We start from the raw sequence: 23,478 nt of genomic DNA on the forward strand, positions 1-23,478 counted from the left end.
CATGAGTGGTAAAATAGTCATTAAGGGTGCCAGGGAGCACAACCTCCAGAACGTGGACCTTGAACTTCCACGGGATAAATTCATTGTCATAACAGGTATAAGCGGGTCAGGAAAGTCTTCACTGGCCTTCGACACGATATACGCTGAGGGGCAGCGCAGGTACGTGGAGTCCCTCTCAGCCTATGCAAGGCAGTTCCTGGGACAGATGAAGAAGCCAGAGATGGACTACATAGAGGGGCTGTCACCGGCCATATCCATCGACCAGAAGACGACCCGGGTCAACCCCAGATCAACGGTGGGGACAATAACAGAGATCTACGACTACCTGAGGCTGCTATTTGCAAGGATAGGTAAACCCCACTGCTACCTCTGCGGCAGGGAGATAGAGCAGCAGACCTCGACCCAGATAGTCGACAGGATAATGGATGACGGTGAGGGTGAACGGATAATAATACTCGCCCCTGTGGTCAGGGACCGTAAGGGGGAACACCAGCGTGTATTCGAGAGGCTCAGGGAGCAGGGCTTCGTGAGGGTCAGGGTCGACGGTGAGATACACGACCTTGAAGACGAATTCGATCTTGACAGAAACAGGAAGCACTCAATAGACGTTGTTGTGGACAGGCTGGTTGTGAGGAGGGACACGGAGTTCAGAAAGAGGCTTGCGGACTCCGTTGAAACAGCCCTCCAGCTGGGGGAGGGGACCGTCAGGGTTCCTTCAACCATGACACCGGGCGAGGAGAGGATCTACAGTGAACACTTCGCCTGCCCTGGAACTGCGGGTATAAACTTCGAGGAGATCAGCCCCAGGATGTTCTCATTTAACAGTCCCCATGGGGCCTGCCCTGAGTGTAACGGCCTCGGAAGCAAACTTGAGATCGACCCTGACCTGGTGGTGCCCTACCCTGAACGCTCAATAAACGAGGGCGCCATTGTGCCCTGGAGCAAATCAGGGAAGAGGGACAACTACTACCACCAGATGCTGAGGGCGGTGGCCGAACACTACGGCTTCAGCCTCGACACACCCTTCAGGGACCTGGACGAGGAACACCGGAGGGCCATTCTCTACGGGACCGATGAGAAGATACAGTTCGTATTTCAGAGAAAAAACAGGACCTACCGGGTGAACAGGCGCTTCGAGGGTGTCATACCCCGCATGGAGAGGATATACATGGAGACCAAGTCCAACTACATGAGGACCTACATAGGCAGGTTCATGAGCAACCACGCCTGTCCGGTATGCGGGGGAAGCAGGCTCCGCCCTGAGAGCCTCTCAGTCACCATCAACGGAAGATCAATACATGACGTTGTTGAGATGTCAATCAGGGAGGCCCATGAATTCTTCGACTCCCTCAAGCTCACCGAACGCGAGGAGTACATAGCCAGGGAGGTCCTCAAGGAGATAAGGGAGAGGCTGCGCTTTCTGATCGACGTGGGCCTGGATTACCTCACACTTTCAAGGTCATCAGGAACCCTCTCAGGGGGGGAGGCCCAGAGGATAAGGCTCGCCACCCAGATAGGCTCCGGCCTTGTGGGGGTCCTCTACATCCTGGATGAGCCCAGCATAGGACTCCACCAGCGGGACAACAGGAGACTCATAGAGACACTAAAGAGACTCAGGGACCTTGGGAACACCCTCATAGTGGTGGAACACGACGAGGAAACAATACTCTCGGCAGACCACGTTGTCGACATCGGACCGGGCGCGGGTGAACACGGAGGATGTGTGGTTGCAGAGGGCACACCTGAGGAGATAATGGAGGACCCGGATTCACTCACAGGGGCCTACCTCTCAGGTAGGGAAACAATACCCCTACCCGAGGTCAGGAGGAGGCCATCAGGAAGGTACCTGACTGTGAGGGGCGCTGCCGAGAACAACCTCAGAGAAATCGACGTCAGGATACCCCTGGGACTGTTCACCTGTGTCACAGGGGTCTCAGGGTCAGGGAAGAGCACACTCGTCAATGACATACTCTACAGGGGTGTCTATGAGAGGCTCAACCACAAGCACATGAACGCCGGGAGGCACACCGACATTGAGGGCCTCCAGCACATCGATAAGGTCGTGATGATAGACCAGTCACCCATAGGTAGAACACCACGCTCAAACCCGGCAACCTACACAGGGGTGTTCACCCACATCAGGGAGCTCTTTGCCCAGACACCTGAGGCCAGGAAGCGTGGATACAGGCCGGGCAGGTTCAGCTTCAACGTCAAGGGCGGGCGCTGCGAGGCCTGCGGCGGGGACGGTATAATCAAGATAGAGATGCACTTCCTGGCAGACGTCTACGTCCCCTGTGAGGTGTGCAGGGGCAGGAGATACAATGAGGAGACCCTTGAGATACGCTACAGGGGCAGGAACATCGCGGAGGTCCTTGACATGACCGTGGAGGAGGCCCTCGAATTCTTTGAGAACATACCCCAGGTGAGGAGGAAGCTCCAGACACTCTATGACGTGGGCCTCGGCTACATAAAACTCGGGCAGCCCGCAACGACCCTCTCGGGTGGTGAGGCCCAGAGGGTGAAACTTGCGAAGGAGCTCAGCAGGAGGAGTACCGGCAGTACACTGTACATCCTTGATGAGCCGACCACGGGTCTCCACTTCGATGACATCAAGAAGCTCCTCAATGTCCTGGGACGGCTTGTGGATGCCGGGAACACCGCCGTTGTCATAGAACACAACCTTGATGTTATAAAGTCCGCGGACCACATCATAGACCTCGGACCCGAGGGTGGTGAGAGGGGTGGCCTCGTCGTTGCAGAGGGAACACCAGAGGAGGTTGCTGCATCAGGTACACACACCGGCCGCTTCCTCAGGGAGGTCCTGGCGGATGAACGCAGCCAGAAGGTCCCTGTGGGTCAGGATACAGGATGATCCCTGCATCAGTGAGGTATCTGATCCACTCTTATCATTTCATGGATAAGAGGTTCCATGAAACGCATGGCTCTTCACGGATCTCTGCTCTTCCAGAGGTCCGGCTGATTTTTCTGACTCTCCTCTTCTGGTCATGGAATTTTTTGCTGTTTCTCTGGACTCTCATGTTTTTAGCCATATCAAGGAAATTTTTTTATATAATCATAACCAGAAATTTTATGTGGTTATGATGAAGCATGACGATGTTCTAATGATTCTTGCAGCAGCCGCTCTGATGTTCTCCTTTAGCTGGGTGCATGGCATGTTACTGGTTCTACCACTGCTTGCAATCCCTCAACTGTCCTCAAGGACCCTTAAATGGGGGGTCCTCGTTCTGGCAGTTTTCGTGGCCCTCCTGATACTCCAGCCGATGACAAGGGCAGTTGGCCTTAACATATCAGATGAGCTCTTCAGACTGGTTCTCCTGTTACTTTTCACGTTCATGGTGGCCCTCCTCATCGAGAGGATTGAAAAGGTCCGCTCTCTGAGGGAACTGAACCTTGAACTGAAGAAACAGGCTGAAAAACTTGAGGATGCGAACAAGGAACTTGAGGCATTCGCATACTCTGTCTCCCATGACCTCAGGGTCCCCCTGAGGGCTATAGACGGCTTTTCAAGGATACTCGTGGAGGACTATGAGGATAAACTCGATGATGAGGGGGTAAGGATCCTCGGGATAATAAGGGATAACACAAGGAAGATGGGTCAGCTCATAGACGACATACTCCTCCTCTCAAGGGCAGGCAGGCAGGAGATGAACCTTGCAATGCTTGACATGAGGGAACTGGCAGAGTCAACCTACAGGGAACTCGCATCCCAGGAGGAGGGGCGTTCAATAGAGTTTTCGGTGGCTGATCTTCCACCTGCAATGGCTGACCGCGCCCTCATGGGGCAGGTCATGGGCAACCTCCTGTCAAACGCCATAAAATTCACAAGGGACCGGGACCCCGCGGTGATAGAGGTCGGCTACATGGATGGTGGTGATGAACACACATACTATGTTAAGGATAACGGCGCCGGCTTTGACATGAAGTATGCCAGCAAACTCTTCGGACTCTTCCAGAGACTGCACAGCCAGGAAGAATTCGAGGGGACAGGAGTCGGACTCTCAATAGTCCAGAGAATCATAAAGAGGCATGGTGGAAGGGTCTGGGGTGAAGGAAAGGTTGATGGTGGTGCAACAATATACTTCACACTTCCAAAGGTGGTGAAATGATGACAGATGCAGATATACTCCTGGTTGAGGATAACCCCACAGACGCGGAACTGACCATAAGGGCCCTGAAGAAGAACAACCTTGCCAACAAGCTCCACTGGGTGAAGGACGGGGCAGAGGCCCTTGACTACATATTTGCATCGGGTTCCTACTCTGATAGGGATCCGGAGAACCTCCCAAAACTGATCCTCCTGGACCTGAGGATGCCCAAGGTTGACGGCCTCGAGGTACTCCAGGAGATCAAGAGAAATGATTCAACCAGCAAGATCCCGGTCGTGGTTCTAACATCCTCCAAGGAGGACCGTGACATAGTGGAAAGCTATAAACTTGGGGTGAACAGCTACGTGAGCAAACCGGTGGAGTTCGATGAATTCATAAGCGCAGTTTCAACCCTTGGCTTCTACTGGATGATCATAAACCAGCCCCCGGAATAGGCATGTCTTGAAGACCAGACACCAGTGAAGAGCCCACAATAAAATTTCCAGGCTTAAGGTGTCTTGAGCTCATTAACCGTAATGAAGAGGAACCGGAATGTCAGAGAAATTGAAGGTACTGATACTTGAGGACGTCCCGCTTGACGCTGAACTTGTCATAAGGGAACTGCAGAGGGATGGTATAGAATTCGAGCACCTCACAGTTGACAGCGAGGACTCATTCAGGAGGGCCCTTGAGGAATTCAGCCCGGATATAATACTTGCAGACCACGCACTCCCCAGCTTCGACGGAGTATCTGCCCTGAGGATTGTGAGGGAGAACTATGACATCCCCTTCATATTTGTCAGTGGAAAGATCGGGGAGGAATTCGCTGTTGACATGCTCAAGGCAGGGGCCACCGATTACGTACTTAAGAATAACCTGTCAAAACTTCCACTTGCCTTCAGGAGGGCGCTGCAGGAGGCTGAAGAAGAGAGAAAGATTAAAAAGGCCAGGAAAGCCCTTGAAGAGAGTGAAAGGAAATACAGGGCACTCTTTGAGAAATCAGGAAACCCGATATTCATCTGTTCAACCGATGGCATCATACTGGACGTTAACCCTGCAGCCGCAGGCTTCCTCAAGTCCTTCAGGGAGGATATAATCGGGAGAAACATAAGGGAGTGGATCCATGAGGAGGACGCTGACAGGATATTCAGGGATGGAGAGGGCGGCCATCTGAAGTTCAGGGTGGGCCTCCGGGGACGCACCCTGGACACATCGGTAACAGCAGTTGAACTGGACCATGAGAAGCTCATATATATCATGGGTAAGGATGTGACCGCCCAGAAACGTATTGAGAAGGAACTCAAATCCAGCAAGGAGGAGTACAGGGTAATCTTCGAAAACACAGGCACACTCACTGTAATCTGCGGCAGCGACATGGTGATTGAACTTGCGAACTCAGCCTTTGAGGAGTTCTCAGGTTACAGTAAGGGCGAGATCCAGGGCTACATGAAGTTCACAGACTTTGTTGACGCCTCTGACGCAGCTCGCATCGAGGCATACTACCGCCTTAAAGGTATCAACCCGGATGCCATCCCCCACAACTTCGAGGTGGTCCTCAGGAACCGGCAGGGTGAGGAGAGAAACTTCTTCGCAACCTCCGTTGTGATCCCGGGGAGTGAGAGGTGCCTCATATCCCTCATGGACATAACCCACAGGAAATCCGTTGAGAAACGCCTCAGGCGGTCCCTCAGGGAGAAGGAACTCCTCTTAAGGGAGGTGCACCATCGGGTCAAGAACAACCTCCAGATAATATCAACACTCCTCATGCTCCAGGCATCCACCACCGGCGACAAGAGACTGAGGGACCTCTACAGGGACAGCCAGCACAGGATAGATGCCATATCCCTCATACACGAGAAGCTCTACGAGTCGAGGGACCTCTCAAGGGTTAACCTCAGGGACTACATCAAGACACTCCTCAGCGACCTCCTGGATTCCTATGGAGCAGACAGTAACGGCATCGATGTGAGGGTGAAGGTGGATGATGTGAGGCTCAACATTGAAACAGCCATCCCCTGCGGCCTCATAATCAATGAACTGGTATCAAATTCCCTCAAGTATGCATTCCCTGATGGTAAGGGTGAAATCACCGTTGAAGTCCACAGTACCGGCGAGGGATACGAAATGACGGTTTCAGATAATGGGGTCGGCCTCCCGGAGGACCTTGACCTTGAGGGATCAGGCACACTGGGCCTCAGGATCGTCAGGAACCTCGTGGAGCAGATAGACGGGGAACTTGAAATAGAAAGGCCTGCAAGGTTCACAATAAAATTCACTGAGGTTGAGTACAGGAGGAGGTTCTAGTCTGGTCACGGCGTCACATTAAACCTTATTCTGCAGTGACATCAAAGTATCAGGGGCAATGTCCAGACATTAGTCCTCAGTGATAGCGGTTCCATAAAGGAGGTTTATCATGGCAAAAATTCTTGTTGTTGAGGACGAGGCCATAGTGGCCATGGGTATAACCCACAAACTTGAATCAATGGGTCACAGGGTTGTGGAGACAGTTTCAACAGGTAAGGACGCCATAATGGCGTGCAAGGTCCATGAACCGGACCTCGTTCTCATGGACATCGTCCTGAAGGGCGAAATGGATGGTATAGAGGCTGCAAGAAGGATCCGGGACCAGTTCAACATCCCGATAATATACCTGACAGCCTATGCCGATGAGGAGATGCTGACACGTGCAAAGGTCACAGAGCCCTACGGGTACATAGTGAAGCCCTTCAAGTCATCTGAACTCAATGCCAACATTGAGATGGCCATCTACCGGCACAGATCCGCAATGAGGGAGAAGGAACTCATGAAGAAGCAGATAATCTCAGACTTCTATAACTTCATCCTCAACGCGATGCCCTCAACCGGAGCCGATGAGGATGCCATCAGGGAACTGCTATCAGGTATATTCAGGGACAGGATCACACATGAACTCGGCCCCAGATTCAAGGCCCACATGGAGGAGTATCCGGACGATGACCTCCTCGAGGCATACCTCGCATGGGTCGCAGACATATTTGAAGGCTTCACTGTGAGGGTGGGTTTCCTTGAGGACGAAGAGAACGTTTATGTTGAATTTGAGAACTGCCCTTGGCTTGAAGATGCCCGAAAGAACCCCGGCTTCTGCCTGAACTGTGAGGCCATCCTGAAGTTAAGTTTTGAATGGAGCGAACTCCCCGGTGACTTCAGGGCCATGGGGCAGATTGCAAGGGGAGATGACAGGTGCCTCTTCCGGTTTGGTGTTAAGTAATTACCGGGTTTCAGTGTTGAGCGTATCAGAGCAAGTATAAAGAGACGTCAGGCTGAAGTTATGATGGTACACGCATGGATGATACAATGAGGAGAACAGGTATTGCAAACCTGCCGCTTCACGGTGGCCATCCCCCGGCCTGGCTCATGAGGAGGATGATTGAACTCTCAGGGGCCATTACAGAGGTTATAATTGAGGAGTACGGGACCTCAGAGTTCATATCAAGGATATCTGATCCCTTCTGGTTCCAGGCCTTTTCATGTGTAATAGGCTTTGACTGGCACTCATCAGGGACAACCACCACGACCTGCGGGGCCCTGAAGTCCGCCCTCGACCCTGAGGTTCACGGGATAATGGTTGCAGGTGGAAAGGGAAGGAAATCCCGCAGGACACCCTCCGAGCTCCAGGCTGCAGCCGAAATCTTCGACCTGGACGCTGAAGGGCTGGTATACGCAAGCAGGATATCCGCCCGGGTTGATGGTAACTGCATCCAGGACGGCTTCAACCTCTACCAGCACACATTCCTGGTTGACTCCGATGGTGAATGGGCCGTCGTCCAGCAGGGCCTTGACCCACATGGTGGCTACGCCCGGCGGTACCACTGGCTCGGCTCAGGGGTCGGAGAGTACGTCGAGTCACCCCACAGCGGCATCTCCTCTGAGAGGACCCTCAGTGAGGTCCTTGACATGACGTCACCCATCAGCAGGGGGCCCGTGAGACCAGCGTTGACCTGGTCTGTGATGGCCCGTCTCACATCCGCAGCTATTTAACGGGCCAGAGGACGCTCTTTGACTTCAATGTCCTGGACATGCCAGCCCACCATGAGGTTCTCCCTGTGGACCTCACAGAGAGGGACATGGCTGTACTGGAGAGGGCCTATGAGATCCAGCCAGCGGACTATGAGGAACTCGTAATGCTCTCAGGGTTCGGGGCCAAAAAGGTGAGGGCCCTTGCCCTTGTCGCTGACCTCGTCCATGGGGAGAGGGCAAGCTGGAGGGACCCTGTCAAGTACAGCTACGCCCATGGCGGGAAGGATGGCTATCCATACCCTGTGGACAGGGAGACCTATGACTGTACAGTTGAATACCTCAGGTCCGCAATTGAGGATGCTAAAATCGATAAAAAAGAACGTCTAAGGGCTTTGAAGTCTCTTAATAGTTTTTTGAGGTAGATTGACCTTAATCATGTTCTGTCCACGCTTCGAGGTCCATGCTATCTCCCCTACCTCGGAAGGTTTAACTGCCTCTTAACCATATTAAACACTGGATTCTGTTACCACAGATTATTCAGCTCTATCACAAAGAGAGGTGTTATTTTGGTGCAGGGAGTTCTTGTGATATCAAACATGTATCCCAGCAGAAAGGGTAAATCATTTGGTAGTTTCGTTAAGGTCCATGTAGATGCATTCAGACGTCATACATCCATCAAACAGTTTGTGGTTGCAAACACTGACCAGAGAAAGGGTCTTCCAGTACTCATCAGAAAATACGGGTCCCTGCTCCTCAGGTCCCTCTGGTATTCCATAAGGAAACCCTTTGATGTCATCCATGCTCACTATCTATTCCCCACAGGATTCATAGGCCTGCTGTGTCACTGGATAAGTGGCAAACCCCTTGTAGTGACGGTCCATGGCAGTGACGTTAATAAACTTGCAAGGAAGAATTCCCTTCTCTCTAAAATTTCAGGCTTCATCCTCAGAAGGACCTCTGCAGTCATCGCTGTCAGCAGAGACCTTGGGGAGAAGGTCGTGAATGAATTCGGGGTCGACAGGGGGAAGGTGCATGTCATCAACATGGGTGTTGACACAGATATCTTCATGCCACTTGATAGGGATGAATGTCGTGAAAGACTAGGATTACCCCTAAAGGGAAGGGTGGTCCTCTTTGTTGGGAACATCATACCCTCAAAGGGAGTGTATTACCTCATCGAATCCCTCAAGGACTTAGAGCTCGATGATGTTAAATGCATAATACTTGGAGCCCCCGTTGATGAGGAGTACCTCAGAACCCTCAGGGGGCTGGCTGAATCCATGGATTCCGATGTGGAATTTTTTGGACCTGTACCGTACACTGAGGTGCCAACCTGGATGAATGCCGCAGATGTCTTTGTTCTACCATCCCTTGAGGAGGGTTTTGGGCTTGTTGCACTTGAAGCACTCGCCTGCGGCACCCCTGTCATTGCAACTGCCACAGGCGGCATTATGGAATTTGTCAGGGACTCAGAAACAGGATACACCGTGCCCCCAGGGGATTCCCGTGCCATTGCTGACAGGATAAAGAGGATACTTGATCCCGAAAACCGGGCTGAGGTTGAGTCCATGAGGGAAAGGGGTATGCGGCTTGCTGAGTCATTCAGTACCATTAAACAGATAGAAAAGGTACTTGAGGTCTACCGTCAGGTTTCATGAACTGAAATGGTTATATACAGGACAGACCCCTTTATTATTACTTTTAATACAGTCAGGTACATATTAGTAATACTCATCTTTTTTTAGAAATTATTAAATAATGATTAGACCAACCACTGAACCGGTGATAGCTTGGATAATCATTACTTCCCATTCACAGCCATCGTTGGACAGGAACTCCTCAAGAAGGCCCTCATCCTCAACGCCATAAACCCATCAATAGGCGGCGTCCTGATCAGGGGCGATAAGGGGACAGGTAAATCAACTGCAGTGAGATCACTGAGGGATGTACTCCCTGATAGGAAAATGGTGGAGGGCTGCAGGTTCGGATGCGACCCTGATGGAGCAGAAATATGCATGGAGTGCCGCAGAAAACTTGAGGAACAGGGTAGCCTGCCATCAAGACAGGTCAGGATGGAGGTGGTCGACCTCCCTGTATCCGCAACCGAGGATATGGTTGTGGGTTCACTGGACATAAAGAGGGCCCTCAGGGATGGAATAAAGGCCCTTGAGCCAGGCATACTTGCACGTGCCAACGGCAACATCCTCTACATCGATGAGGTCAACCTCCTTGATGACTACATAGTGAACGTCCTCCTCGATGCAGCAGCCATGGGCGTGAATATCATTGAAAGGGAGGGCATATCCATCCAGCATCCATCAAGGTTCATACTTGCAGGTACAATGAACCCTGAGGAGGGTGATCTCAGACCCCAGATACTTGACAGATTCGGCCTCAGTGTTGATGTGGAGGCAATAAAGGACCCTGATGAAAGAATTGAAGTCATAAAGCGTGCAATGAAGTTCCAGGAGGATCCAGAGTCCTTCCACTCAAGGTTCCGGAGGAAACAGGAGGAGCTCAGGGAGAAAATCATCAGGGCACGGAGTTTACTTGAGATGGTCGAGTTGGATGATGAGACCCTGGGCCTCATAGTTGAGATAGCAGCAGCCCTTGGCATCAGGACCCACAGGGCCGATATCATAACTGCAAGGACCGCGAGGGCACTGGCGGCATTCAACGGCAGGAGGAGGGTCACAGGGGATGATGTGATGGAGGCTGCGCTCCTTGCCATGAAGCACAGACTTAGACAGCTACCATTCCAGAGGCAACAGGAACTCAGCCAGGAGATTATAGAGGACATCATGAATGGCGAATTCGAGGATGACTCAGAGATTGACAGGGAACGGAGGCTGAGGCGTGACCTGAAGATCCCTGACCTGAAGGGATCCCTCCAGGGTCAGAGCAGTTCAACGGTAACCGGGAGGAGGGGTAAGTATGTCCGCGCCCGGGAGAACCCTGAACCATCCAGCGTGGCCGTTGATGCAACCCTGAGGAAGGCTGCTTCAGCTGGAACCGGAACCATAGAACCCGAACACCTCATGGAGAAGGTTCGGATCGGGAAATCCAGGGCACTCTACATAATCGTCCTTGACACCTCGTCATCAATGAGACTTGAGAGGAAGATAAAATTTGCAAAGACGGTCTCATGGCTGCTCCTGAGGGACTCCTATGAAAAGAGGAACAGGATAGCCCTCATAGCCTTCAGGGGATATGAGGCAAACCTGGTGGTTGAGCCCACATCGAATCTTGAGACCGTTGAGGAGGCCCTTGAGGGTCTCAGGTCAGGCGGGAGGACACCCCTCACACCGGCACTCAGACTGGCAGCTGAGGTTGCATCATCATCCAGCGATGAGGCATGCACAGCCGTTGTAATATCAGACGGCCGCTGCAACGTATTCATCAACTCCAACCTCGAGGAGGACATGAATATGCTTGAAACTGAACTGAGGAACCTGAACCTTTTATTCGTTAATGCAGAACCCGAGAAGAGGAGCCTGGGTATACTTGAGGACATGGCGTCACGCTTTGGCTCTGAAATCTTCTACCTTGATGATATACTGATCTAGGACTTTGGGAGTTTATGAAAAAACATGACACGCATGGAGGTGTGATTGTTGTTTAGATTCAGAGATTTCACAACAGCTGATCTGGCCTTCACGGGCCTCATAATAGCCCTGATGTACATCGTTCAGACGGTGACCATCCTTGGTGTTGCAGCCATAACACCTGTGGATGCATTCAAGTCGATTGCATCCGCCTTCTTTGTCTGCATCGTCATAAGCGTTGGACTTGCAAAGGTGGGAAAGATAGGCACCTTCACCCTGATAGGCCTTGTTAACGGGATAATCTGTGGACTCATAATGCCCGCATTCCTTCCCCTACTACCCGCGACCTTCCTGGGAGGCCTTGCAGCGGATGCCGCCGTCGGGTTGAAATACGGCGTCTACTCTTCAAGGAATTCCCTTCTAGTGGGCTGTGGTGTTGATAAGTTCATCGAGACCCTCGTCATCCTCACGGTTCCCTTCCTCTTCGGGTTCTCCAGCTTCATGCTGGCACCGGCACTGATAATCATATCTGCCATAACAGTATCTGTCCTTGGAATGCTGGGTGCCCTTGTGGGTTACGGTATCATAAATGAGCTCAGAAGGGCCGGCGCCCTGGATTAATGTCTCATGGAGGTCTTTCATTGGACCTTAAGGCCGTGTTCTCACCATTCACATCAACCCCTGAGGGGTTCCTTGTGGAGGTAAACCCCCTCTCAAAGCTCACTGTGGTGGTATCCGCCACGCTACTGTCTACATTCATATCAGACCTGACTCTCCTGATAATCATGGGAGTCATTTTCACGGCACTGATAGCCCATTCAGGGTCCCTGAGGTTTGCAGCACCCTTCCTCTCATTCATCATCCTTTTCTGGCTGGTTTCCCTTGCCATTATCATGGTGCTCTCAGGTAACCCACACACCATGGGATTTCTGAGCCTCTTCTTCGCCCGTTTCTTCATAATATCAGCGGCAGGACTATCCTTTGCATTCACTACCGAGCCTCAGAAGCTTGCAGAGTCCCTCAGATCCGTCAGAATCCCCGGGGAGATAGTTTTCACACTCACAGTCGCCCTCAGATACATACCGGCCCTTGCAGTGGAGGCCTCCTCCATATGGGACTCCCTCAAACTCAGGACCAGTCTTTCAGGATCTTCCATCATCAGGAGGCCTTCCCTCCTCTACAGGGGACTCATAATACCCATGATAATAAGGACTGTGAAGATTTCAGATGAGGTGGCCATCGCTGCAGAGACCAGGGGCTTTAACCCTCGTGAAGGTCCCGTAGGGAGTCTCATGTTAAGCGGGAGGGATATCACCTTTTTAGCATTCTTCACTGTTATCTTCGCATCCCTCGTGATAATGGATGGGGCGGTGGTCTGATTGGACGCAATCCTCCTTGATGGTGTGAGCTACCGGTACCCCAATCAGGAGCGGCTGGCCCTCAGGGACGTCAGCTTAAGGGTTAAAAGGGGTGAATCGGTCTTCATCACAGGAAGAAGTGGGAGTGGAAAATCAACCCTTGCAAGGGCAGTAACTGCGGTGATACCCTCCATGATGGGAGGGGAGATGGATGGAACAGTCAGGGTGATGGGCAGGGACACAGACTCCCTCACCCCCGGGGACCTTGCAGCGGATGTTGGATACGTCTTCCAGAATCCTGAGTCCCAGTTCTTCACATTGAATGTTAATTCGGAGGTATCCCTGGGGCCAGATACCCTCCAGCTGGATAAACGTGAGGAACGCGTGGAGGATGCGCTCCGGAGGGTTGGTATGGAGCATAAGAGGCATGAAAGCGTTTTCAACCTCTCAGAGGGTGAGAAGCAGAGGGTTGCAATAGCATCACAGCTCTCCATGTCCCCTGAAATCCTCCTCATGGATGAGCCAACATCCAACCTGGATCAGGGATCCACCGATGACCTTTTCAGCATCCTCAAAAACCTTAGGGATAAAACACTGATCCTGATTGACCACAGAACTTACAGGGTCCCTGAGGTCTTTGACAGGGTCGTGGTGATGGATGAGGGCATGATCGTTGAGGAGACAGACACTGATAACCTCCTGGACCCTGAATTCAGGGAAAGGTACGGTCTGAGGTCTCCATCTCCAGGTTTCAATCAGAGGTCCTGTGGAGGGCGCGGTCTGAGGCCTTTCTTTCAGGTTTCCACCCATCCTGAAACGAAACAGGACCCTGTACTGAGGGTAATGAACATCTCCCACACCCAGGGAGACTTCAGGCTCGATGGTGTTAACCTGGATCTCTGGAGGGGCGAGGTCCTGGGATTGACTGGCCCGAATGGCTCTGGAAAGACGACCCTTGCAAGGCTGATTGTGGGACTCATAGAGCCGGAGATGGGTGAGATCAGGGTTGAGGGCACCGCCGGTCTTGTGATGCAGGACCCGGACCATCAGCTGTTCATGGATACTGTGAAGAGGGAGATAACCTTCGGTCTGGATGATTATTCTGATGGGGATGTTGAGGACCTCCTTGAGACCATGAAGCTCCATCAGCTGATGGAGAGACACCCCCATTCACTCAGCGGCGGTGAAAAGCAGAGAACACTCATATCCGTTTATCTCTTCAGAAAACCAGATCTCATAATAATGGATGAGCCAACGACGGGCATGGACCTTGATAACATGAAAAGACTTGCAGGGTGGATAGGTAAACTGAAGGGAATGGGGGTGGCCATGATTCTGATCTCCCATGACCTGGAGTTCCTTCAGATGGTTGCAGACCGGACGATCATGATGGATAACGGTGCCCTGGTCCTCCCGGATCATGAAGTAGCGGGCGCTGATTCAGTATCAACATGTTTGAGGTGACTGATAATGAAACTGGTATTCACTGTGGTGATGGGTGGTGGTTACTTATGAAGAGGATACTTGCTGTTACCACCATGAACAACACGGCCTCACTGAAGGAGGCGCTGACCAGGATAAGGGAGGAACATGGGGACATTGTAAGCATAACTAAGGTCTACCTTGAGAAATATGAGGACCCCCGCGTCCCCATGGACGACGTGGCTGAATACATCGATGAATCCGACATAATACTCGTGGATATAAGGGGTAACGAGAGGATAGGGAGGGAACTCCCGGGCATCCTCAGGGACAGGGATAAGACAGTCATATCCCTGGTGTGGGGGAGCAACCACATACTTTCCCTGACATCCATGGGCAAACTTGATCTTGGTGAACTCGTTGCAGCGGCACCTGGAAGGATAGATTCACTTGTAAGGGAGAGGGACCTTGAAGCCATACTCGAACTGCATGGGTCAGATGAGATCAGGGATGACCTCAAGAGATGGTTCCAGGCCATGGACTACTATGGGGCCGGCGACCCCGACAACCTCATGAACCTGATACTCTTCCTCCTGGACAGCTACACAGACCTGGAGGTTCCCTTCGAGGACCCGGTGGAGATGCCGCCCTACGGCTCTACCTCCCCTTCAGGGGATTCTACAGGGACCTGGAGTCCTACAGGCGGGCTTCAAACTTCAACCCGGAGCTCCCAACAGTTGGCATGCTCTTCTATTCAGGGATGCACTTCGATGACACGAGACCCCTGGTTGAGGAACTCTACAGTCGCCTCCATGGAAATGTGAACTGCACCGTGGTCTTCTCGGACGTCGAGAACAACCTGAGGGCCATCGAGGAGTACATGGGGGACGTGGACCTCTTTGTCAACATGCAGTACTTCCAGCTGAACCGGGCCCCCTGGGCGGCGACCCTGAGGCCACAAGGAGGCTCCTGAGGAGGATAGGCGCCCCATACCTCATCTGCCTGAGGGGCTATGAGACAGACCTCGACGAATGGGAGGCAGGTGGTGATGGCCTCAACCCGATGGAGATAGTTCTTGGCATAACACTCCCTGAACTTGACGGAGGCTTTGAACCGGTATTCACGGCGGGTATGAGGACTCTCAATGACCCCGACCTGGGGGAGGTGAGGGTTGTTGACGTGGTGCCAGAGCGCATGGACAGATTCGCTGCAAGGATACTCAACTGGCTGAAGCTGAGGACAATGGAGAACCATGAGAAGAGGATAGGGATAATCCTCTATGACTACCCTCCGGGGGAGGCCAACCTTGGAAACGCGGGCTACCTTGACGTATTTGAAAGCCTGGAGGTTTTCCTCAGGAGGCTGAGGGAGAGGGGATACAGTGTGAGGATACCTGATGAACCCATCAAGGATATTCTCATGAGGGAGGGACTCATCAACAGTCCATCCTACCATGAATATGGCGGCCAGAGGATCCCCCTCAGTGATTACCTGGAATTTTTCAGTCGTCTGCCAGAGAGGATCCAGGATGATGTGAGGGCAAGGTGGGGCGAACCACCGGGGGAGCTGATGGTTGATGGTGATGACATCATCATCCCGGTGACTGAACTGGGCTCGGTCTACCTGTGCATACAGCCCTCCCGCGGGATCATGGAGACCGACAGCTACCATAGCAGGGATAATCCACCCCACCACCAGTACCTGGCCTTCTACGCCTACCTCAATTCACTGGGACTTGACGCCATCATCCACTTCGGGATGCACGGGACCCTTGAGTTTCTGCCCGGAAGGGAGACCGCCCTGGGGGCTGAATGCTACCCTGACCTGCTCCTGGGGGAGCTCCCCAACATATACCTTTACTGGGCAGGTAACACCTCAGAGTCGACCATAGCAAGAAGAAGAACCTACGCCCTCCCGGTGGCACATGCGTCACCACCTGTGAGGCAGTCTGACCTCTACGGTGACTACCTGGTACTGGAAGAACTCATCGACCAGTGGCATGGGGACCCTGATGATGGGTTGAGGGATGAAATAATTGAGAGGGCCTCACAGCTTAACCTGAGGGGGGATATCCCTGAGATTGAGTCTGAACTCTTCAGGATGAAAAGGCGACTGATACCAAGGGGCCTTCACATAATGGACTCAGAGTGGGACCCCAATGACATGGTCAGCTACCTCCTCGGTGTACTCAGATTTGACAGGGAATACCCCTCCATCCATTCAATGGTGGCAGAGAAGCTTGGACTGGATTACAGGGGTTCAATGGATACAGCCACAGGATGGGAGATTGAGAGGCACGCGGCTGAGGCTTTGAAGAGGATACTAACAGGGAAGTCAGTGGATCTTCCCCCTGAATACGTTGAATGGGTGCGTAGCTTATCTGAGCGTTGTGACTTCAGGGGTGAAAGCAGGGGCCTCCTTGAGGCACTTGAGGGAAGGTATGTGAACCCCTCCAGGGGCGGAGACCCAATCAGGGACCCTGAGGTATACCCGACAGGCTACTCCATGCACGCCTTTGACCCCATGAAGATACCGGCACCCCTGGCCGAATCAAGGGGCAGGCTTGCAGCCAGAAAACTCCTTGAGGACTACCTGGAGGAAAATGGGAGGTACCCCGAGACCGTTGCAGTGGTTCTATGGGGATTCGAAACCCTTAAAACAGGTGGAGATACCATTTCAATGATCCTGGAACTCCTGGGGGTGCGCATAAACAGGAAGTATGGTCCATGGGCAAAGAACATAGATGTCATACCCCTCAATGAGCTTGGAAGACCCAGGGTTGATGTCCTGGTGAACATCTGCGGCATATTCAGGGACACACTCGGATCCCAGATTGAGATACTTAACAGGGCCTTCAAAACTGTTGCAGGTCTTGACGAGGACCCTGAGGATAATTACATCCTGAAACACAACCTTGAGGATGGAGAGGTGAAGGTCCCCCCGAGGATATTCGGACCTGGACCAGCGGAGTATGCCAGCAGCATCCCTGATATCATAGGAGGTGGTGCCTGGGATCAGGAGGATGAACTGGCAGCAGCCTACCTGGGGGAGATGTGTTACGCCTATCTCCCGGATTCTGTGAGAGAGGCACCGGATGAATTCAGGAGGAACCTCCAGAGGGTTGAGCTCGTGGCCCAGGAGAGGGATAACGTGGAGTATGAGGTGACAGACCTTGACCATTACTATGAATTCATGGGCGGCCTCACCTCCTCGGTGCGGAACCTGGGGGGTTCCTGCAGCGTCAGGGTCGTGGATTCAACTGAGGATGAAATCTACGTTGAGGGCCTTGATGAGGTTATAGGGAGGGCTGCAAGGTGCAGAATCCTCAATCCGGTCTGGCTGGATGGGATGCTCGCCCATGACCACCATGGTGCCAAGAACATCAAGGACCGGGTGGAACACCTCCTGGGATTCTCTGCAACGACCGGTGCAGTGGATAACTGGGTCTATGATGATGTCGCAGAAACCCTGATACTTGATGATGAGATGAGGAGGAGGATCTCAGAGAACAACCCCTATGCGGCTGTGAGGATGGGTGAGATACTCCTTGAAACAGCTGAGAGGGGTTACTGGGATGCCCCCGATGAGACCCTTAACAGGATCAGGGAGGTTTTTCTTGGCCTTGAATATGAGCTTGAATAGGAAGTTTGGTAGCTCTGCATTATTAGCCCGGATGGAAATTATACGGTTGTAGCAGAATATGGACCCGGAAAGGATATCCGGTACAGAACCCGGCACCACTGCACACATAATCAACCACATGGTTTACAGATATACATTCAACTTTTTTCTTTCAATAAAAAAATTAATATAACAGAAAAAATAATATAATATCCATGCCATCTGCCCTTGTCGTCGAGGACGAGGCTGTAACCTCCCTTGAACTTTTAAGGCTCCTGGAATCCTGGGGGTATGAAACGGTCAGTGTAAAGACCGGGGAGGATGCCATTGAAACCGCGCTGAGGATGAAACCCGACGTCATCCTCATGGACATAGTACTCCCCTCAGATGTGGATGGAGTCACAGCAGCAAGGGCCATAAAGAAGGAGATGGACATCCCCCTGATTTTCATAACAGCCTACTCCAGCAGGGAGGTATTTGAGAGGGCAGCCGAGGTTGAACCTGAGGCCTACCTCCTCAAGCCCTTCAACTCCCGGGAACTTGGATATGCAATGGAACTTGCAATCTACAAGAACCGGATCCAGAACCTGCTCTCACATACCAGCAGGAGGTACCAGGAGATACTGGAAACCACAGGTGAGGGTGTCTGCGTATTCAATGACGATGGAAGCATCCAGTACTGCAATGAGAGGATGGCTGACCTCCTCTCCATGAGAAGGGACGAGATTATCGGAAGGAAGATATTCGATTTTATACATCCCTCTGACCGGGAGACCATGGAGCGAATACTTGATTCATGCAGAAGGGGATCCTCGGGTGAACATGAACTCCGCTTCAGGACGGATGAGGGGACAAGGTGGGTGATACTCTCAGGTCATCCCCTCATTGAATCCTCCGGCTTCAGGGGAGGATTCTGCATGTTCAGGGATATAACGCCCCAGAAGATGCTTGAAAGGATGCTGAGGAGAAACAACAGCTGCCTCAGACTTCTAAGCAGGATCAACCGCCAGGCAGCCATCTCAGCCACCCCTCAGGAATTGATGGAAGGGGTTTCCGGGATCCTGATGGAGGTCGGATACTCCGGTGCATCCTTCAGGGAATCTGATGGAACCGTGATTGCAGGGGAGGGTGAAAAAAGAGTATCACCACTCCGGCCAGGCATCATCACCTGGGAGGATACCTCAACTGCAGTCATTGAACTTGAAGATTGCAGCAAACCCCTTTACCTTGTGGTCTCAGCCCCCAGGATGATTGACGATGAGGAGCTGGGCTTCCTCAGGGAGATAGCATCCAGCACAGCCGGTGCCCTCAGGAGGATGGACTCTGAGCAGAGGATGAATGATATTTCCTCAAGGTACCGGGAACTCTTTGAGAATGCAGGGGATGCGATATTCCTGGTGAAGGACTTCAGGATAATAGGATGTAACAGCAGGGCCCTTGAACTCTTCGGGGGAGATGAGGAAGACATACTGGGCAGAAAACCATGGGAGCTATCACCTGAGTACCAGCACCATGGTGAATCCTCAGAAATTGCCCGGGAACTTATTGAGAGGGCAATGAATGGCGAAAAATGCGAGTTCACATGGATCCACAGAAAGATCAGCGGTGAGACATTCCCGACAAGGGTGGTCCTCAGCAGATCAGGTGACATTGTGATGGGCATTGTCAGGGACATGACTGAACTCTACAGGGCCCACAGGAAGTTAAAGGAGGAGCACAGAAAGTTCAGGGACCTGCTGGAGTCCATACCCGACCCTACCTTCGCCCTGGATACCCGTGGAAGGGTGATAGCCTGGAACCGTGAGATTGAGAGACTCACAGGTGTGAAAAAGGAAGAGATCCTCGGGAGGGGTAACAGGGTCTACGCAGTTCCGTTCTATGGCAGGAGGACGCCGGGGCTCCTTGAATTCCTGCTGAACCCTGGAAAGGCCCCTTCAAGGTACCGCAACATCAGCAGGGAGGGTAATGCAATCTATGCAGAGGTCCATGTTTAGCACATGGGCAGGCACTTCCAGCTCAAGGCATCCCCGATCTGTGATGCGGAGGATAGAACCGTGGGGGCCATAGAGATACTGAGGGACGTTACAGATTACATTGAAACCAAGGAGAAACTCAGAAGATCAAAGAACCGTTACAGGGCAATATTTGAGAACAGGGCCACCCCCACAGCCATCACAGACCGGGAGTGGAATATCACAGGGACAAACAGGGTCTTCAGGGAACTCTTCGGTGTTGATGAGGGCTTCAATTTAAGGGACCTGCTGGACTAGGATGAACTTCAGAAACTTGAGAAACTCCGGGAATCCCAGAGGGCGCTGATAAGGATGAAGGGGGTCAGGGGAAACCTCCATGTCATGGTCCACAGGGGTGATCTTCCAGATTCAGGTCAGATGATCCTGAGCTTCAATGACATAACAAAACTCAGGGAGTCCCAGAGGAAACTGAGGGATGAAGTCCGTGTTAGAAGGGTCCTCAGTGAAATCTACCCACAAGCGGTCTCAACTGATAATCTGGGGGAATTCACAGAGTACATACTCGATGCTACATGCAAAGTTACAGGCGCGGATGGAGGAATCATAAGACTGAGAAATGTGGAGACAATCACCATCACAGAAAAGCTGGAACCCCCTGAAGAGGTTCCAGACCTTGAGGGACTCTCAGAAGATGGTAAAATGATCCGCATAACCTCCTCCTCTGCAGATATGAGCTCAGAGTTCATACTCAGGGGCACCAGCTTCAGCAAAGCGGATCTCAGGGCTGTCAGGCACATCTCACAGTACTATATGCTGGCTGTAAAGCAGATCAGCTACAGGAGGAGGATGAATGAGCACTGGAACCACCTCAGGCTCATAAATATCATACTCAAGCTGGCTGATACAGAAGACCCTGAATTATTCCTCAGGGGAGTCCTTGATTTCATAATCAGATGCCCTGAATTCAATGGGGGATCAGCATACCTTGACCCAGATTTAAAGGTTGAGAGGGGATTGATACCTCCAGACAGCATTCCAGATACAGAAGGTGTCCTGGTGGATGGAGAAATCATTGAGATACCCCTGAGTGTGGATGGGGCTGTAAGGGGTGTCTTAAGGCTCCAGGCAGCATACAGTGACGTTAAAGAAAAAACTGAGTTCCTGGAGGTACTTGGAGGGGAAATATCCGATGGTCTGCAGCGGATAACCATGCGAAATCAGCTCAGGGAATCCCTCCGTGAGAAGGAGGTCCTGCTGAGGGAGATACACCACCGGGTCAAGAACAACCTCCAGATAGTGGCAAGTCTGCTGTCCCTCCAGACAGCATATACAGACAACCAGGAGACCCTCAATGTCCTCAGGGATAGCCAGATGAGGGTCAGGGCCATGGCAGTTGCCCATGAGAAGATATACAGGTCAAGCAGCCTGTCCATGATAAACGTTGGAGACTACCTCAGGGCAATCGCAGAGGAGATGACCACCCTGCAGTCCACCGGTGGGCTCCTTGTGGATCTCGATGTCCACTACGATGATATAATGGCCGAGATGGACAGGTGCATCCCCCTGGGCCTGATAACCAATGAGATAATCTCCAATTCAATCAAACACGCCTTCACAGGGGACAGGGGCAGGATAGTGATCTCACTCAAGAGGGAGGACGATCTTGGTATCCTTGAAATATCAGATAACGGCAGGGGGCTCCCTGAGGACTTCAACATTGATGAACTGGAATCACTCGGAATGCAGCTTGTATCAAACCTTGTGATGCAGATTGGGGGTGAACTGGAATATGGAAACAGGGATGGTGCATTCTTCAGGGTCACGTTCCCACTTGAATGAACTATTCCACCCTTCCAGCGCCCCTGAGCATCAGGGACCTTTCTATCCTGGCTATGAAGTACTTCATCCTCAGGATCTTATCCGGGCTTGTGGATATACCGTCAACACCCATCTCAACAAGTCTCCTGACTAGCATGTAGCTGGTTGCAGCGTATCCAGCGGCGTAGACATTCACACCACCCTCATGACAGGCGCCTATAACATCTTCCACCAGTCCAAGCACTGCATGGTGTGAGAGGTTAAAGAGGCCGGCCACGCGGGTGCTTCTGCGGTCAACTGCAAGGCTGCACATTGTGAGGTCACTCATGCCAAGGGATATGAAATCAGCGCCAGCGGCCAGGAGTTCATCAATCTGGAGGGCCACCGATGGTGTCTCCACTGATGCCCCGACCACTATATCCCTGTGGGGCGTGATTCCTGACTCCTCCAGGAGTTCAACTGCAGTCACGTACTCATCCACGTCCCTGAGAAATGGGAACTTAAGCTGGAGGTTCCTGTAACCAGAATCCAGGAGGTTCCCCAGGGCCTCAAATTCAGCCATCAGGATCTCAGGTTCCATCAGGTCCCTTGTTATGGCCCTCATCCCAAGGAACGGGTTCCTCTCAGAGGCTTCGAAGGAGCCCCTGAGATTTGTGAGCTCATCAACAGGGATATCGAAGGTCCTGAATATGACGGGTTTAGGGTGAAAGGCCTCAAGTATCTCCCTGAGCCCCTTCTCAAGGACTCCTGCCAGTTTTCCCTCTTTCAGGAGGAGGTGGGGGTGTTTCCCGGTCTCTATCACCATATTTTCTATCCTTACTGAGCCGACACCGTCTGCGAATTCAGCCACCTTTGGTGCCAGCCAGGGAAAGTTGAGGTTTACCATGACATCGGTGGCTGTCTCATGGAAACCGGGGGTATCCTCAGCCTTCACCCAGTCCATCACCCCGCGGTAGATCCCCCCTGTTTTTCCATCAACAGTTACTATCATACCTTCACGGAGGACCTCAGTGGCAACCTCTGTTCCAAGGACACAGGGTATGCCAAGCTCCCGGAGGGTTATCGCGGCGTGACTTGTGAGGCCGCCGTAGTTTGCTATGACAGCGCCTGCCCTCCGGATCTCCGGTAGCATGTCCCGGGATATCTTCCTGAAAACAGCCACCTCTCCCCATTCAAGGTTCCTCGCGTCCTCGAGGTTCCTTATTATGCGGACCCTTCCACTGCTCCTGCCTGCACCCGCACCAATACCCCTCAGAATCTGCATGAATATATATCTGTTTTATCACAGTAAAATAATCTTTTCAGTATGGTGAGGTTTCTTCTACTTTTTTGTTCACGTGAGCGCTGACATCTTTGCATGGCAAAGGGTTTCCTCTGATTTTTTCAGAGTGGATTCCTGGATTGATTACTGCCTGATGAGGAATGAGGTATGACCACGTGTGCTCTGTTGACATGTATGTTGTCTCCCTTCTGCTGCAGAAATCCCTTTCAGTATTTAAGTGTTTCGGTTTTTTGGTGTGTTTGTGTTGTTTTTCTGGTCTTTTTGGGTCTGTGTTTTGTTTTTTTGTTCTTTTTTGTGTTTGTTTGAGTACCTCGAGTCTTTTCTGAGTCTGTGTGTCTTTGTGGTGATTTTGTTTGT

16 protein-coding genes and 1 pseudogene are annotated in these 23,478 nt (G+C 52.1%); 16 read left to right on the top strand and 1 reads right to left on the bottom strand.

Going from position 1 to position 23,478, the window contains the following annotated elements; genetic code table 11:
* Position 1: 1 nt before the first annotated feature.
* From uvrA to MTH_RS09315, 16 genes and pseudogenes are all read left to right on the top strand, one after another.
* The gene (uvrA, locus tag MTH_RS02060; protein ID WP_048061214.1) at positions 2-2,872 is read left to right on the top strand and encodes an excinuclease ABC subunit UvrA; all 2,871 of its coding nucleotides are present in this window, start codon (positions 2-4) and stop codon (positions 2,870-2,872) included.
* A gap of 301 nt (positions 2,873-3,173) precedes the next feature.
* Positions 3,174-4,127 carry a sensor histidine kinase gene (locus tag MTH_RS02065; protein ID WP_238374227.1) on the top strand — a complete coding sequence of 318 codons (954 nt, stop codon included), beginning with the start codon at positions 3,174-3,176 and terminating at the stop codon, positions 4,125-4,127.
* Positions 4,124-4,561: a response regulator gene (locus tag MTH_RS02070; protein ID WP_010876084.1), complete on the top strand. Its 438-nt coding sequence runs from the start codon at positions 4,124-4,126 to the stop codon at positions 4,559-4,561. The genes MTH_RS02065 and MTH_RS02070 overlap by 4 nt, the downstream gene beginning before the upstream one ends.
* A gap of 97 nt (positions 4,562-4,658) precedes the next feature.
* On the top strand, positions 4,659-6,410 hold the full coding sequence (locus MTH_RS02075) for a response regulator (RefSeq protein WP_010876085.1): 1,752 nt from the start codon (positions 4,659-4,661) through the stop codon (positions 6,408-6,410).
* Positions 6,411-6,519: 109 nt separating this feature from the next.
* Positions 6,520-7,353: a methanogen output domain 1-containing protein gene (locus tag MTH_RS02080; protein WP_010876086.1), complete on the top strand. Its 834-nt coding sequence runs from the start codon at positions 6,520-6,522 to the stop codon at positions 7,351-7,353.
* An 86-nt stretch (positions 7,354-7,439) separates the two neighbouring features.
* Positions 7,440-8,524: pseudogene (locus MTH_RS02085) on the top strand (DUF763 domain-containing protein).
* 147 nt (positions 8,525-8,671) lie between these two features.
* The gene (locus MTH_RS02090) at positions 8,672-9,760 is read left to right on the top strand and encodes a glycosyltransferase family 4 protein (protein ID WP_238374272.1); all 1,089 of its coding nucleotides are present in this window, start codon (positions 8,672-8,674) and stop codon (positions 9,758-9,760) included.
* 132 nt (positions 9,761-9,892) lie between these two features.
* Positions 9,893-11,668 (top strand): magnesium chelatase subunit D family protein, encoded by a 1,776-nt coding sequence (locus MTH_RS09500; RefSeq protein ID WP_010876090.1) that lies wholly within the window; start codon positions 9,893-9,895, stop codon positions 11,666-11,668.
* Between the two features lie 48 nt (positions 11,669-11,716).
* A complete protein-coding gene (locus tag MTH_RS09300; protein WP_052261154.1) occupies positions 11,717-12,268 on the top strand; it encodes an MptD family putative ECF transporter S component in 552 nt (183 codons plus the stop codon).
* A 20-nt stretch (positions 12,269-12,288) separates the two neighbouring features.
* Complete coding sequence (locus tag MTH_RS02105; protein WP_048060821.1) at positions 12,289-13,026, top strand: CbiQ family ECF transporter T component; 738 nt, start codon at positions 12,289-12,291, stop codon at positions 13,024-13,026.
* Entirely contained in the window at positions 13,027-14,469 is a 1,443-nt protein-coding gene (locus tag MTH_RS02110) for an ABC transporter ATP-binding protein (RefSeq protein ID WP_010876093.1), read from the top strand.
* Between the two features lie 481 nt (positions 14,470-14,950).
* Entirely contained in the window at positions 14,951-15,400 is a 450-nt protein-coding gene (locus MTH_RS10215) for a cobaltochelatase subunit CobN (RefSeq protein ID WP_143485735.1), read from the top strand.
* Positions 15,401-15,429: 29 nt separating this feature from the next.
* Positions 15,430-18,069: a cobaltochelatase subunit CobN gene (locus MTH_RS02115; RefSeq protein ID WP_238374273.1), complete on the top strand. Its 2,640-nt coding sequence runs from the start codon at positions 15,430-15,432 to the stop codon at positions 18,067-18,069.
* 194 nt (positions 18,070-18,263) lie between these two features.
* Positions 18,264-20,042 carry a PAS domain S-box protein gene (locus MTH_RS09310; RefSeq protein ID WP_010876096.1) on the top strand — a complete coding sequence of 593 codons (1,779 nt, stop codon included), beginning with the start codon at positions 18,264-18,266 and terminating at the stop codon, positions 20,040-20,042.
* Between the two features lie 3 nt (positions 20,043-20,045).
* On the top strand, positions 20,046-20,318 hold the full coding sequence (locus MTH_RS02125) for a PAS domain S-box protein (RefSeq protein WP_010876097.1): 273 nt from the start codon (positions 20,046-20,048) through the stop codon (positions 20,316-20,318).
* Positions 20,319-20,372: 54 nt separating this feature from the next.
* On the top strand, positions 20,373-21,860 hold the full coding sequence (locus tag MTH_RS09315) for a sensor histidine kinase (protein WP_010876098.1): 1,488 nt from the start codon (positions 20,373-20,375) through the stop codon (positions 21,858-21,860).
* Between the two features lies 1 nt (position 21,861).
* Here the strand turns inward: MTH_RS09315 and MTH_RS02135 are convergent, their stop codons facing one another.
* Entirely contained in the window at positions 21,862-23,103 is a 1,242-nt protein-coding gene (locus tag MTH_RS02135; protein ID WP_010876099.1) for a putative PEP-binding protein, read from the bottom strand.
* Positions 23,104-23,478: the final 375 nt, after the last annotated feature.

It is taken from the genome of Methanothermobacter thermautotrophicus str. Delta H, assembly GCF_000008645.1.
Classification (GTDB): Archaea; Methanobacteriota; Methanobacteria; order Methanobacteriales; family Methanothermobacteraceae; genus Methanothermobacter; species Methanothermobacter thermautotrophicus.

What these genes read in the sequence shown, in the direction of transcription:
- MTH_RS02125 (WP_010876097.1), top strand. Translation starts at nt 20,046, where the DNA reads ATGGGCAGGCACTTCCAGCTCAAGGCATCCCCGATCTGTGATGCGGAG.
- uvrA (WP_048061214.1), top strand. Translation starts at nt 2, where the DNA reads ATGAGTGGTAAAATAGTCATTAAGGGTGCCAGGGAGCACAACCTCCAG.
- MTH_RS10215 (WP_143485735.1), top strand. Translation starts at nt 14,951, where the DNA reads ATGGTTCCAGGCCATGGACTACTATGGGGCCGGCGACCCCGACAACCT.
- MTH_RS02075 (WP_010876085.1), top strand. Translation starts at nt 4,659, where the DNA reads ATGTCAGAGAAATTGAAGGTACTGATACTTGAGGACGTCCCGCTTGAC.
- MTH_RS02070 (WP_010876084.1), top strand. Translation starts at nt 4,124, where the DNA reads ATGATGACAGATGCAGATATACTCCTGGTTGAGGATAACCCCACAGAC.
- MTH_RS02080 (WP_010876086.1), top strand. Translation starts at nt 6,520, where the DNA reads ATGGCAAAAATTCTTGTTGTTGAGGACGAGGCCATAGTGGCCATGGGT.
- MTH_RS09310 (WP_010876096.1), top strand. Translation starts at nt 18,264, where the DNA reads ATGCCATCTGCCCTTGTCGTCGAGGACGAGGCTGTAACCTCCCTTGAA.
- MTH_RS02135 (WP_010876099.1), bottom strand. Translation starts at nt 23,103, where the DNA reads ATGCAGATTCTGAGGGGTATTGGTGCGGGTGCAGGCAGGAGCAGTGGA.
- MTH_RS02065 (WP_238374227.1), top strand. Translation starts at nt 3,174, where the DNA reads ATGTTACTGGTTCTACCACTGCTTGCAATCCCTCAACTGTCCTCAAGG.
- MTH_RS09315 (WP_010876098.1), top strand. Translation starts at nt 20,373, where the DNA reads ATGAAGGGGGTCAGGGGAAACCTCCATGTCATGGTCCACAGGGGTGAT.